Origin of the sequence: Erwinia piriflorinigrans CFBP 5888 (assembly GCF_001050515.1) — a bacterium.
In the GTDB taxonomy this organism is placed as follows: domain Bacteria; phylum Pseudomonadota; class Gammaproteobacteria; order Enterobacterales; family Enterobacteriaceae; genus Erwinia; species Erwinia piriflorinigrans.
Genome location: NZ_CAHS01000021.1, coordinates 17,995 through 31,898, shown reverse-complemented (window position 1 = coordinate 31,898; position 13,904 = coordinate 17,995). Strand labels below are relative to the sequence as shown.

The window sequence follows — 13,904 nt, the reverse complement described above, 5'->3', positions numbered from 1 at the left end:
CTCCTTATAAATCAGAGCGGCGATTATAGTTGTTTGTTGGCGCATAATCATCGGCTTTGTTAGCATACGTCCGGCGCACTTAAAGCCGCGAGTGCGTTTGCCGCCGTTCTGCAACGCCAGTTATTTAGGCTCAAAGCGGCGAAAACGGGCGCTCAGACAGGAAAAAACGATGTCTACCAGACGTGACTGGTTATTACAGCAGATGGGCATAACGCAGTATACGCTGCGTCGTCCGCGCGCCCTACAGGGGGAGATCGCGGTCACGCTACCTGCTGAAACCCGCCTGGTGATTGTGGCGGATAATCCGCCCATGCTGCACGATCCGCTGGTGGCGGACGTACTGCTCGCCCTGAATCTGCATCAACCGCAGGTACAGGTGCTAACCCCAGACCAGCTGGCGATGCTGCCGGATGATGCCCGCTGTCACAGCTGGCGCTTAGGGCTGGAAGCCCCGGTTAACCTAGCCGGAACTCAAATCGCTTCGCCTGAACTGGCGGAGCTTTATCACAATGCCGAGGCCAAACGGTCGCTCTGGCAACAAATTTGCCAACATGAATCAGATTTCTTTACTCACCCCGAACGATCTTGATGCCGCGTTTGCCATTGAGCGGCGCAGCCATGCTTTTCCCTGGACAGAAAAGACCTTTGCCAGCAACCAGGGCGAACGTTATCTCAACTTCCGGCTAACGGTTGACGGCGTACTGGCCGCTTTCGCCATTACACAGGTGGTGTTGGATGAAGCAACGCTATTTAACCTTGCGGTCGATCCGGCGTTTCAGCGCCGTGGCCTGGGGCGTGAACTGTTACAACATCTTGTTAATGAACTTGAACAGCGCAACGTCATGACATTATGGTTGGAGGTTCGCGCGTCAAATCGTCCCGCTATCGCGCTTTATGAGCAGCTTAATTTTAATGAAGTCTCTGTTCGCCGTAATTATTACCCGACGACAAACGGTAAAGAAGATGCGGTCATCATGGCGCTGACTATTTAATGGGAACCTGACCGATGCTTAATGACTGGGACTGGATTTTATTCGATGCGGACGACACGCTGTTTCACTTTGATGCGTTTGCTGGATTACAACGTCTGTTTCAAGGCTACGATGTTGCATTCAATCGTGACGACTACGACGCCTATCAGGCGATTAACAAGCCGCTATGGGTTGACTACCAGAACGGTGCCATCAGCGCCTTGCAGTTACAGCACAAGCGTTTTGAGGGCTGGGCCGCGAAGCTGGATGTGCAGCCACATGAGCTTAACAGCGGCTTTCTGACGGCAATGGCCGAACTTTGTACTCCGCTGTCCGGTGCTGCGGGGCTGCTTGACGCGCTGAAGGGCCGGGTCAAAATCGGCATTATGACTAACGGCTTCACCGCGTTGCAGCAGGCACGCCTTGAACATACCGGTTTTTCAGGTTATTTCGACCTGATAGTGATCTCCGAACAGGTGGGTTATGCCAAACCGCATCCGGCGATTTTTGATTATGCCCTCGACCAGATGGCTAACCCGCCACGGGATCGGGTACTGATGGTGGGCGATAATCCGGATTCAGATATTCTCGGCGGCATCAATGCGGGAATGGCAACCTGCTGGCTGAACAGCGATGGCCGCAGCAGGCCGCAGGGAATCAATCCCGACTGGCAGGTTTCCTCATTAAACGAACTACAAATTTTATTGGGCGTGTAAGCGCCCTGCAATTTATCGCTCTGCCCGCATCCATAAGCTAAGCTTAACTTCATATTTTGGTGGCTTATGCTGATAATCAGCAACAACCATTACTTTATTCTAACAAACTGCATTTTAGCCGCTCTTTTTAGCTATTTGCGGCATTCCCTCTTCTTTTCTGTCTCTCCATACTTTTTCAGGCCACTGCTATCAATAAATTTTTGAAAACTCCTGTCTCACAAACATTAATTATTGATAGGTCACTACCGCGCAAATGATAAGAATTTTACTTGTGATATAGGAATAATCCCATCTATATTCACTTTTTACCCGGAATTTTCGCCCCGCAATTACATTAATGTTTCTAAATAAACATACCTTAGCCGCAGGCCGTTGAATTATTGTTTTTTGTCTGTAAAATTGCCGAAAAACTTACAATTCACAATGAATTTTCTTGGTCAGCGGGATGACTAATGTCAATCTCATGCGGTAGCTATGGATCATTCTTTTCAATGGCGACCGTTTTTTTTCATTGTGATATGACGCGAATCACCTGTGGTGGTTCTGTCCCTGCCAGCAGAATGAGTGATGTTTTGACGAGTGGATGCCAACGTGACTCACTCATGCCCGCTTAGAATATTTCTAAATATTACGCCATTAATCGCCAAAATTGCGTTGGGCCTCACTTTTTAGCGGTTTATTTATGGCTTTTTTATCTCTGGAAATTAATCATTTCTGCCATTTTATCCCCCGGCCGACACCATTTCGTTATCTGTTATAGATGATAAAATCTGATATGAGTGATGACGTTCGCGACAGGCTGAAACGGGCTGCTGATACCGCCAGAGGCTATCGCGCTCGCCGGGGTGAAATGAGCCGCAGCGGCTCAGATTATCCTGGCTCTTCCTCTGGCACTGATTTGTGTTTTTTTTCTGCTGTTGTACTGCGGGTATATCTGCCCGTCCCCCATCATTATTGATAAACGTAAGAGGATTATGGTGAAAATTCGTATCGCATTAAGCCTGCTGTTTGTGTTGAGCGTCGTTGGATGTAAAGCCCCAGCGCCGAAAATCACCGATGACACGGTAGTCACCAGCACGGTTGACGGCGTCACGCTGAGCTATCGCCACGCTATCACGCCGCCGCAAAGTTTTACGCCGGTTAACGAAGAGTATCGTGCGCTGTATGCGGCCTCGGTAATGAGTCGCCCGGATTTTGGCGGCAAGCTGGTACGCAATCTGGACAACGGTCAGACCTTTACCGTGCTGGGTTCCGTTGAAAACAACTGGTTTGCCATTGCAGATGCCGGACAGGAACAGCTGATTGGTTATGTGCCGCTGCGCGCTGGCGTGAAAAGCGCACTGTACGATCAGACGTTAAAAGCCGATCAGCGGCGTAAACGTGTGCGCGCTCCGGCTAAGAAGAAGACCTGCGTTGCGGTAAACGGCGACAGCAAAGCCTGCCAGAACAACAACAACGGTACCTGGATCATTGACTGATAACACGTTAATGGCAGCATCACTATGCACAAAACTTCGATTTCTCGCCTGATTATTCAGGCGTTTTTACTGGCAGCATCTATCCTGCTGGCAGGTTGTGTTTCGTCTTCACACAGTGTCCCCGCCCGGTACAGCCTGGTCTTCCAGGCTCATCCTCAGATCAATGATTCGGCTCCCCTGAAAGTACGGGTGCTGCTGCTGAAGTCAGATGCGGATTTTATGGCGGCCGATTTCTACTCGCTGCAAACCCATCCGCAGGGCGTGCTGGGGCAAAACCTGTTGAACAGCGAGCAGTTTTTCCTGATGCCGGGACAAACTGACAAAAAACTGCTTGGGCAGACCAGCCCGGAAGCGCGCTATATCGGCATTATGGCCGAATATCAGGCGCTTGATGGCAAAAAGTGGCGTATCTCACTGCCGGTGCCGCTGCCTACCGAACGCCATTTTTATCAGTTCTGGCAAGGGGATGCAGATAATCTGCGCGCCGACATCATCGCCGATATCAACGGTGTCCGTGTGATAAACCCCCGCGATTAGCGCGGACACAGGAGTCATCATGAGCAAAGCAGAAAAAGTAGTCTGGACAGAGGGAATGTTTCTGCGCCCGCATCATTTCCAGCAGAGTGAAAACTACCTGCAAAGCACGCTGCGTGACTGGGGGCAGGCACAGCGCCCCTGGCTGTGGGGCCTGCACGATATTGAATTTGATGAGTCGATGCTGCGCCAGGGTAAAGTCGCGCTGCTCTCGGCCAGCGGCCTGCTGCCGGACGGCACGGCCTTTGCCTTCCGCAACAGGGACGATGCCCCAGCGCCGCTGTTTATTCCCGATAACCTGACTCAGACCCGTGTGGTGCTGGCGCTCCCGGCGCGGCGCGGCGGGCGTGAAGAGGTGATCTTTAGTGAAGCGGGCGATTCGCTGGCGCGCTATATCAGCTTTGAGCGCGAAGTGGATGATTTTAACGCGATGGCGGTGGGTCAGGCGGCGGTACAGTTTGGCCGCTTACGCCTGCGGCTGATGCTGGAAAGCGAACTGAGCGCCGAATGGACCGCCATCGGCGTGGCGCGTATCGGTGAAAAGCGCAATGACAACCAGCTACGTCTTGACGGTGGCTATATACCACCGATGCTCAATGCTATTAACCAGTCGCAGCTGATGGAATACATTGGCGATATTCACGGCCTGCTGACACAGCGCAGTCAGCAGATTGGTCAGCGTTTACAGCAGCCGGGGCGCTTTAACACCGCCGATATGGTCGACTTTATGCTGCTGACGCTGATTAACCAGCAGCTGGGGCATATCAGCCATGTGAAAAGTTTGCCGCTGATCCACCCTGAAACGCTGTTCCACGGCTGGCTAACCTTTGCGGCTGAATTGACCAGCTGGATGCCGTCGCGTACCCCGGACGGTTCACTACCGACTTACCAACATGACGATCTGGACGGCTGCTTTAGCAAACTTGTGCTGCTGCTGCGTCAGGGGCTGTCGCAGGTGATGGAAGAGAATGCGCTACAGCTGCCGCTGACCGAGCGTTCTCACGGCCTGAACGTGGCGACGGTGCCGGAGTCCTCAATGGTGCGCGAGTTTGGCTTTGTGCTGGCGGTACGCGCTAACGTCCCGGCCGAAGCGATACAAACTCACTTCCCGGCGCAGATGAAGGTCGCCCCGGTGACCAAAATCCGCGATCTGGTTCAGTTGCAGCTGCCCGGCATTATGCTGCGGGCCATGCCAGCCGCTCCACCGCAAATTCCGTGGCACGCCGGCTACAACTATTTTCAGCTCGATAAGGGCAGCGAACTGTGGCAAGAGATGGAAAAGTCCGGCACTTTCGCGCTGCACCTGGCCGGTGAGTTTCCGGGGCTGGAGATGGAGTTCTGGGCAATCCGCAGTCACGCAGTCTGAGCAGGGACTAAAGCATAATGAAACAGGAAAGACATTCTGATGCCGCCCAGACGGGTATGGGCGCGGCCAACAGCCACAATCCTCTGGTCGCCGCCGCCAACCCGCTGCTGAACGCGATCCCCCAGATCCGCCATTCGGTCTCCCATCCCGATCCCGCCGGACTGCGTCAGCGGCTGGTCGACGAAATCCGCCAGTTTGAAATGAATTGCCAGCGTACCGGGTTGCCCTGGGAAGTGATTATCGGCGCGCGTTACTGTCTGTGTACCGCACTCGATGAAGCGGCCGCGCTCACCCCGTGGGGCGGGCGCGGCGTCTGGCCTGGTAATGGACTGCTGGTCACCTTTCATAATGAAACCTGGGGTGGCGAGAAGTTTTTCCAGCTGCTGGCGCGTCTCTCGCAGACGCCACGCGAACAAATCGCCCTGCTGGAACTGATTAACTTCTGCCTTCAGCTGGGCTTTGAAGGGCGCTACCGGGTGATGGATAACGGGCGCTCCCAGCTGGAAACCATCAGACAGCGCCTGTTGCAGATGATCCGCTCGGTACGCGGAGGCTATGCACCGCCGCTGTCGGTGCATCCGGAAGACCATCCGGTGACGCGTCAACTGTGGCGTCCGGTGGTGCCGCTGTGGGCCTGTACCGCCGTGGTGGGCTTCCTCGCCTGCCTGCTCTATATCCTGCTCAACTGGCGGTTAGGTGATTACACCAGTCCGGTGCTGGCCTCGGTCTACCAGACCTCGTTACCGGAAGTGAGTATTCACAATCCGGCCCCGCCGCCGCCGGCAGCGGTGAATCTGAAAACCTTCCTCAAGCCCGAAATCGAACAGGGGCTGGTGGCGGTGCGCGACGAGGCTGACCGCAGCGTGGTGACGCTGAAAGGCGATGGCCTGTTTACCTCTGCCTCTACCGAAGTCCGTGGCCGCTACGCCGAGGTGCTGGATCGCGTTGCTGCCGCCATGAACAACGTCAGCGGCCGCATCCTGGTGGTGGGCTACAGCGATAACGTGCCGATCCGCAGTGCGCGCTTCGCCTCTAACTATGAGCTTTCTCTGGCGCGTGCGCAGTCGGTGACCGAGCAACTGCGGCAGCATCTCACCCAGCCGCAGCGGGTCAAAGCGGAGGGGCGTGGCGAAAGCAATCCGCTCGCGCCGAACAACAGCGCCGAGAACCGCGCCCGCAACCGCCGCGTAGAAATCACGCTGCTGGTGTCACCGGGAAACACCCGGGCCGAGCTGAACGACATGGCGCAAGGAAATTAACCGATGTTGAATATGCTGTTTGCCGTTTTAACCCATCGCCTGCTGTGGGGCTTTGTGGGGATTACCGCGCTGTCGTTTATTATCTGGGTGATTGGTCCGGTATTTTCGATAGCCGACTCGCGCCCGCTGGAGCCGGAAGTCAACCGCCAGATCAGTATTGGCCTGCTCTATCTGGTGTGGGCGCTGGGGAACCTGGTGCCGCGCCTGTATAACGCCTGGCTGAACCGCAAGCTGATGGGCAGCCTGAAAACCACCCCTGGCGAACAGCCGGACGGTGATAATCCGCGTCTGACCAGTGAAGATCGGGTTCTGGCGGAGCGTTTTAATGAAGCCTCCGAGCTGCTGAAAAAAGCACACTTTTCCCATGCCGCTGGCCGCCGCTCGCCGTTCTGGGCGCAGCGCTTCAGCCGTCAGTACCTTTATCAGCTGCCGTGGTATGTGATTATCGGCGCGCCGGGAGCCGGGAAAACCACTGCGCTGGTCAATTCCGGGCTACAGTTCCCGCTGGCCGACCGCTTTGGCAAATCCGCGCTGCGCGGTATTGGCGGCACGCGTAACTGTGACTGGTGGTTTACCAACGAAGCGGTGCTGCTGGATACCGCCGGGCGCTATACCACCCAAGAGAGCCAGCAGCAGCAGGATGCCGGAGAATGGCACGGCTTTATCAACCTGCTGCGCAAATACCGTGGTCGTCAGCCGATCAACGGCGTGATTGTCACCGTCAGCGTCTCCGATCTGCTGACCCAGTCGGCGGAGGCCGCGCAGCAGCAGGCGGTAGCGCTACGCCAGCGTCTGACCGAACTGCACGAACAGCTGGGCATTCGTTTTCCGGTCTATGTGCTGGTCACTAAAGCCGACCTGTTGAAAGGCTTCCGCGCCTACTTTGCCCAATTCGACAAGGCCCAGCGCGAACAGATCTGGGGCTTCACCTTCCCGTGGGAACGGGCAAAGATGGGCGATTTTGACCTACAGGCGGCATTTACCCAGGAGTACGCCCTGCTGCAACAGCGGCTGGATGCCGGATTACCGGACACCTTACTGCAAGAGAGTGATGGCCAGGCGCGCGCCGAGAGTTTCCTGTTCCCGCAGGAATTCGCCGCGCTGCGCCCGCTGCTGGCGGAATACCTGGACACGGTATTTGCCCGCTCTGACTTTGAAACCCAGTTCTCACCGCGTGGCATTTACTTTGCCAGCGGCACGCAGGAAGGGCTGCCGTTTGACCGGGTGATGGGGGAGCTTAACCGCGCCTTACAGCTACCGCAGCAGGATGCGGCCAGCGGTCAGAGTGGCAGTTGGGACCAGACCAGCAAAGACGCGCCGATCCCCGGTAACAAGGGGCAAAGTTTCTTCCTGAAAGACGTGCTGCAAAAAGTGATTTTTGCCGAAGCCGGGCTGGCGGGCAGCAATCGCTGGTGGGAGCTGCGCAACCGGGCGCTGCTGTGGTCGGGCTATATCGCGCTTGCCGCCGCGCTGGTGATTAGCGCACTGCTGTGGTTTACCAGCTACGGCAATAACAAAAGCTATCTGCAACAGGTGCAGGCGCGGGTGCCGGACGTGGTGCAGCAAAGCAGCGCGCTACAGGGCAGTGAGCAGGGCGATCTGTTTGCGCTGCTGCCGTTCCTTAACAGCCTGCTCAAGCTGCCGGAAAGCAGCGAATTTGACCTGAACTCACCGCCGATCAGCCGCCGTATGGGGCTGTATCGCGGGGCCGAGGTCAGCGATGCCACCCAGGCGCTGTATCAGAAATCACTGAAACAGCTGCTGCTGCCGCAGGTGGCACAGCTGATCACCGGCTGGTTGCGCAACGATAACGGCAGCGATGCAGATTACAGCTATGAAGCGCTGAAAGCCTATCAGATGCTGTATCAGCCGCAGCACTATGACGGCAAGTTCCTGCACGCCTGGCTGATGCTCAACCTGCAACGCAACCTGCCGCAGAACGTCACGCAGGCGCAGCTGAAACAGCTGGAATGGCATCTTAGCCAGCTGCTGGAAAATCAGATCCAGGCCTCTCCCTATGCACGGGATGATGCGCTGGTAAAGCGCGAGCAGGCGCTGATTAACCAGATGCCGCTGTCACAGCGCGTCTGGGGGCGGCTCAAGCGCCTGCTGGAACGCGATGAAAGCCTGAAACCGGTATCGCTGGCCTCCCTCGGCGGGCCGCAGAGTGAACTGGTGTTCTCACGCAAAAGTGGGCGCTCCATTGCCGATGGCATTCCCGGTCTGTTTACCCCAGACGGCTACTGGCAGAGTATGGATAAGCATATCGCGCCGGTCACCGCAGCACTGCATGACGACGACCGCTGGGTGCTGGGTGCGCAGTCTGGCGGTGAGAGCCAGCAGCAAACCGATGCAGCGGTGCGTCAGCTGTATATCAGCGACTATATCCGCCAGTGGGACGGCCTGCTTCAGGATATTCAGCTGAACAACAGCGCCGATCTCAGCCAGCGCATCAGCAGCGCACGGCTGCTCTCCAGCAATAACTCGCCGCTGCGTAAACTGGTGATTAACCTCAGCCGCTATCTGGTGCTGGAAAAACTGCCAACGGATGAGAAACAGGCGGGCAAAGAGAAAGACGCAGAAGCCGATAGCAGCGCCACACGCACCCTACAGGCGCTGTTCCGCTCACGGCAGAACAGCACGGCGGCGGCGGCAGAACAGGTACCTGAGCAGGCGGTGGCCAATCATTTTGCATCGATTATCGAACTGGCGCAGCCGCTGGAGCAGGGCGGCAAAACGATTGCCTTTGATGACTTTATCCGCCAGATCGATGACCTGTATCGCTATCTGACGGCGGTGCAGGATGCCGCCAACAGCGGCATGCCGCCGCCAGCGGGTGATGCCATCAGCCACCTTCAGGCCAGCGCCGGACGTTTACCCGGTTCGCTGCAAACCATGTTCTCCACGCTGGCGGTCGGTGCCAGCAGTGACGCGCAGCGCCGTGAACTGGAAAACGTACGCAAACGCATCAGCAGTGAAGTCGGCGGCTTCTGCCGCCAGGCGATTGCCGGACGCTATCCGCTGGTGCGCTCGGCGCGCAGCGAAGTGACCCCGGATGACCTGGCGCGCATGTTTGCTCCCGGCAGCGGCCTGATGGACAGCTTCTTCCGCGATAACCTCGCCAATAAAGTGGATACCACGCAGTCGGCCTGGCGCTTTACGCCGGGCATTGATGGCAAAGGCATTGGCGGTGAAGACATTCTGCGCCCCTTCCAGCAGGCGCAAAGCGTGCGTGATGCCTTCTTTGCTAACGGTGCCACCACGCCGTCGTTTCGCGTGACGGTGCGCACGCTGCGTATGGATAACGATATTCTCAACCTGACGCTGGATGTCGACGGCCAGCTGCTGCGTTACAGCCACGGGCCGCAGGCGGTACAGCTGATGAACTGGCCCGGCAGCGGCGGCACCAGCCAGGTGCGTATGCAGCTGGGGCTGGCGAATGGCACCACCTCGACGCTGGTGACTAACGGCGTCTGGGCGCTGAACCGCTTCTTTGACCGTGCGCAACTCACGCCGGGCAGCAGCAGCCTCAGCCGTCAGGCCACCTTTAACGTTGACGGCCACCGCGTGACGCTGGAATTCACTCCGAACAGCATCCGCAATCCGTTTCAGCTTTCCGGGTTCGCATGCCCGTAGCCGCAAGGAAATGATGATGAGCGAGACGCCCGCGATTGGCTGGTACGGCAAATTGCCCAGTGCCGGTGATTTTTTGAAACGCCGCTTTCCCGATGCGCTGTTTAACGCGTGGAGCCACTGGTTCCAGCTGGGGCTGCTGGACTGGAAGCAGAGCGAAGAGCAGCGCCCGGACAGCGGTCGCCAGTTTGCCAGCGCCCCGGTATGGAACTTTGTTGTTCCGCCGCTGCTCGGCAGTCGCCTGGTGCAAATGGGCTGCCTGCTGCCCGCGCGCGATAGCGTGGGGCGACAGTATCCGGTTTGCGCACTGCTCAGCTATAACCTGACGCACTGGTCTCCCCAGCGCCTGGCGCGGGCAGGCGAATGGTATCAGCAGCTGGGGCGCACCCTGCTGCTTGGCGTGCGCAACGGTTATTCAGCTGAACAGCTTGACGGGGCGCTGCTGGCGATCCCCGTCCCGCCGGAACCGGAGGCAGGTGACGCATCCGGCATTCTGCAAGCGATTGGCTACGATGAGCAGGAAGATACGCTGGGCTGGCAGCAGGCGGCCGATTGCTTCAACCCGCAGCAGTACACCAGCTTCTGGTGGACTAACCGCACCGATGGCTATCCGCTCTACACCCATCTGCACAGCGGCAACTTTACCAGCCAGCTGTTTAGCATGCTGTTCGACCCGGCGGAGGGCGCAACGCCCGGTCGCAACGGGCTGTATCCTCCGATGTTTGAGTAACCGAGTAAGGAAACGCGATGAATCTTGAAGCGCTGCTGGCCCCGATCACGCCTGACCGCCCCTGTGGGGATAACCTCGAATATGACGCCGACTACATGGCGATGGACCAGGCCAGTGCCGGTAAGGCCGAACAGCAGTTCGGCGAGACCATTATCCCGGCAGAACCCGCAGACTGGAGCAAAGTCGAACGGCTGGCGCTGGATCTGCTGGGGCGCAGCAAAGACCTGCGCGTGATGCTGGCCCTGACACGCGCCTGGACCCAGCTCAAAGGGTTGAGCGGCTACGCCGACGGCCTGCAACTGATCCAGCAGGCGCTGCTGCTTTACTGGCAGCCGCTGTGGCCGTCACTGGAAGAAGATGGCGTAGAAGATCCATTTTACCGCCTTAATGCGCTGGCGGCGCTGGGTGACATCTCGGCGCTGACCAGCGCGCTGCGCCAGGCTCCGCTGCTGCGCTATGCCACCGATGAAATCAGCCTGCGCGACGCCTGTGCGCTGCTCGACGGCAGCAAAACCGAATGCCCCGGCTATCCCGGCGGCCGCGCCCGCCTACAGGACGAGCTGGCACGCGGGGGACAACCCGGCATTGATGCCGTCGTCAAGATAAGTGAGCGGTTACTGACAATCCGCGAAACCCTGACTGAACAGCTGGGCGCAGCGGCGCTGCCAGAAATGGAACAGCTGCTGAAAACCATTAATACCGTCGCCGCCGCCTGCCAGTCCACCGACCTGAGTACCCTGATCCCCCAGGCGGAAACCGCCGCCAGCAGCGACACGCCTGCACCAGCCGCCGCACCCACGGCACAGCAGCACGCCGACTGGCGCAGCGTACAGCTCGGCTCACGCAGCGATGCGCAGCTGATGCTGGAAAAGGTCAAACAGTATTTCAGCCAACACGAGCCAAGCCATCCCGCCCCGCTAATGATCGAGCGGGTACAACGGATGATAGAACTCGACTTTATGGACATAATCCGCGATCTCGCCCCGGACGGCGTACACCAGCTGGAGACAATTTTCGGGCGTCGCGACCACTCATAGCCTGCATCGTCAGGTCTTAACCGCGTCAACATTTTATAACGCGCACACACAATGGAGAACACCATGGCAGTCAGTAAATCCAGTGGGCAAAAATTCATTGCCCGTAACCGCGCGCCACGCGTGCAGATTGAGTACGACGTGGAAATCTATGGTGCGGAACGCAAAATCCAGCTGCCCTTCGTGATGGGCGTGATGTCCGACCTGGTCGGCAAACCGCTGGAAGCGCAGCCGGGCGTCGATGAACGTAAGTTCCTTGAAATCGACGTCGACAACTTCGACGAACGCATGAAGGCGCTCAAGCCACGCGTGGCATTCCAGGCAGAAAACACCCTGACCGGAGAAGGGCGTTTGAACATCGATCTGACCTTCAACAGCATGGAAGACTTCTCGCCGGATGCGGTGGCGCGCAAGGTTGAGCCGCTTAACCAGCTGCTGGATGCCCGTACCCAGCTCGCGAACCTGCTGACCTATATGGACGGCAAAAACGGTGCGGAAGAGCTGATTGGCAAAATCCTTCAGGATCCGACGCTGTTGCAATCACTCAGCCACCTGCCGAAAGCTGACGACAAGGCAGCCGACGACCACGGCAACAAGGAGTAAGCGATGAGCAATCAATCCCAACAGTCCGGTGATTTACAGCAGCAGTCCTACAGCGAGGACGCGTTCAGCGCGCTGCTGAATAAAGAGTTCCGGCCGAAAAGCGACCAGGCGCGCGCGGCGGTGGAAAGCGCGGTGAAAACCCTGGCGCAGCAGGCGCTGGAAAATACCGTTACCGTTTCCAACGATGCTTACCGCACCATCCAGGCACTGATCGCCGAGATCGACGAGAAGCTCTCCCTGCAAATCAACCAGATCATCCACCATGAAGACTTCCAGCAGCTGGAAGGAGCATGGCGCGGCCTGAGCTACCTGGTCAACAACACCGAAACCGACGAGATGCTGAAAATCCGCTTTATGAGCATCTCTAAACAGGAGTTGGGCCGCACCCTCAAGCGCTATAAAGGCGTCAGCTGGGATCAAAGCCCGATCTTTAAGAAGATCTATGAGGAAGAGTACGGCCAGTTCGGCGGCGAACCCTTTGGCTGCCTGGTGGGCGACTACTACTTCGATCACGGCCCGCAGGACGTGGAGCTGCTAAGCGAAATGGCGCGGATCGGTTCTGCCGCCCACTGTCCGTTTATCACCGGCACCGCGCCGGGCGTGATGCAGATGGAGTCCTGGCAGGAGTTGGCCAACCCGCGCGACCTGACCAAAATCTTCCAGAACACCGAATACGCCGCCTGGCGCAGCCTGCGTGAATCGGAGGATGCGCGCTACCTCGGCCTGGTGATGCCGCGTTTCCTGTCGCGCCTGCCTTATGGCATCCGCACCAACCCGGTGGACAGCTTCGATTTTGAAGAGCAGACCGACGGCGCTAACCACGGCAACTACACCTGGACCAACGCCGCCTACGCGATGGCCGCCAATATCAACCGCTCGTTTAAAGATTTTGGCTGGTGTACTTCGATCCGTGGCGTCGAGTCCGGCGGCGCGGTGGAAAACCTGCCGTGTCACACCTTCCCGAGCGATGACGGCGGCGTGGACATGAAATGCCCGACCGAAATCGCCATCAGCGATCGTCGTGAAGCCGAGCTGGCGAAAAACGGCTTTATGCCGCTGGTCCACCGCAAAAACTCCGACTTTGCCGCCTTTATCGGCGCACAGTCGCTGCAAAAACCGGCGGAATACCACGATGCCGATGCCACCGCCAACGCCCGACTGGCGGCGCGTCTGCCGTATCTGTTCGCCTGCTGTCGTTTTGCCCACTATCTGAAGTGCATCGTGCGCGACAAGATTGGCTCCTTCCGTGAGCGTGACGAGATGGAACGCTGGCTGAACGACTGGGTGATGAACTACGTTGACGGTGATCCGGCCAACTCCTCGCAGGAAACCAAATCACGCAAGCCGCTGGCTTCTGCCGAGGTGCAGGTGCAGGAGATCGAAGATAACCCGGGCTACTACGCCGCCAAGTTCTTCCTGCGTCCACACTACCAGCTGGAAGGCCTGACCGTATCGCTGCGCCTGGTCTCTAAACTGCCATCGCTGAAATCGAACGACGCGTAATAACTGCCCCGCAGTAAATAATGAGCCCTGGGTCTGCTGGCCAATCCGGCAGACTCATCGCCCGCAAATTTAGCGAT

General features: G+C 57.8%; 12 protein-coding genes. All 12 read left to right on the top strand.

Going from position 1 to position 13,904, the window contains the following annotated elements; translation table 11 throughout:
• Positions 1–169: 169 nt before the first annotated feature.
• The 12 genes from EPIR_RS14485 (at position 170) to tssC (ending at position 13,827) form a co-directional block, all read left to right on the top strand.
• Positions 170–589: a DNA polymerase III subunit psi gene (locus EPIR_RS14485; protein ID WP_023656210.1), complete on the top strand. Its 420-nt coding sequence runs from the start codon at positions 170–172 to the stop codon at positions 587–589.
• A complete protein-coding gene (gene rimI / locus EPIR_RS14480; protein ID WP_048697769.1) occupies positions 552–992 on the top strand; it encodes a ribosomal protein S18-alanine N-acetyltransferase in 441 nt (146 codons plus the stop codon). The genes EPIR_RS14485 and rimI overlap by 38 nt, the downstream gene beginning before the upstream one ends.
• Before the next feature lie 14 nt (positions 993–1,006).
• Entirely contained in the window at positions 1,007–1,687 is a 681-nt protein-coding gene (gene yjjG, locus EPIR_RS14475) for a pyrimidine 5'-nucleotidase (RefSeq protein ID WP_023656208.1), read from the top strand.
• A 977-nt stretch (positions 1,688–2,664) separates the two neighbouring features.
• Complete coding sequence (locus EPIR_RS14470; RefSeq protein ID WP_193387550.1) at positions 2,665–3,165, top strand: SH3 domain-containing protein; 501 nt, start codon at positions 2,665–2,667, stop codon at positions 3,163–3,165.
• 24 nt (positions 3,166–3,189) lie between these two features.
• Positions 3,190–3,702: a type VI secretion system lipoprotein TssJ gene (gene tssJ / locus EPIR_RS14465; protein ID WP_023656204.1), complete on the top strand. Its 513-nt coding sequence runs from the start codon at positions 3,190–3,192 to the stop codon at positions 3,700–3,702.
• 19 nt (positions 3,703–3,721) lie between these two features.
• Positions 3,722–5,065 (top strand): type VI secretion system baseplate subunit TssK, encoded by a 1,344-nt coding sequence (tssK, locus tag EPIR_RS14460; protein WP_023656203.1) that lies wholly within the window; start codon positions 3,722–3,724, stop codon positions 5,063–5,065.
• Positions 5,066–5,082: 17 nt separating this feature from the next.
• Positions 5,083–6,324, top strand: a complete 1,242-nt coding sequence (locus EPIR_RS14455; protein ID WP_023656202.1) for a DotU family type VI secretion system protein — start codon at positions 5,083–5,085, stop codon at positions 6,322–6,324.
• A gap of 3 nt (positions 6,325–6,327) precedes the next feature.
• Complete coding sequence (gene tssM, locus EPIR_RS14450) at positions 6,328–9,960, top strand: type VI secretion system membrane subunit TssM (RefSeq protein ID WP_023656201.1); 3,633 nt, start codon at positions 6,328–6,330, stop codon at positions 9,958–9,960.
• A gap of 16 nt (positions 9,961–9,976) precedes the next feature.
• Entirely contained in the window at positions 9,977–10,687 is a 711-nt protein-coding gene (gene tagF, locus EPIR_RS14445; RefSeq protein WP_048697763.1) for a type VI secretion system-associated protein TagF, read from the top strand.
• A 17-nt stretch (positions 10,688–10,704) separates the two neighbouring features.
• A complete protein-coding gene (gene tssA / locus EPIR_RS14440; protein WP_023656199.1) occupies positions 10,705–11,724 on the top strand; it encodes a type VI secretion system protein TssA in 1,020 nt (339 codons plus the stop codon).
• Positions 11,725–11,787: 63 nt separating this feature from the next.
• Positions 11,788–12,324, top strand: a complete 537-nt coding sequence (gene tssB / locus EPIR_RS14435; RefSeq protein WP_014542291.1) for a type VI secretion system contractile sheath small subunit — start codon at positions 11,788–11,790, stop codon at positions 12,322–12,324.
• A gap of 3 nt (positions 12,325–12,327) precedes the next feature.
• Complete coding sequence (gene tssC, locus EPIR_RS14430; protein WP_023656198.1) at positions 12,328–13,827, top strand: type VI secretion system contractile sheath large subunit; 1,500 nt, start codon at positions 12,328–12,330, stop codon at positions 13,825–13,827.
• The last annotated feature ends 77 nt before the right edge of the window (positions 13,828–13,904 follow it).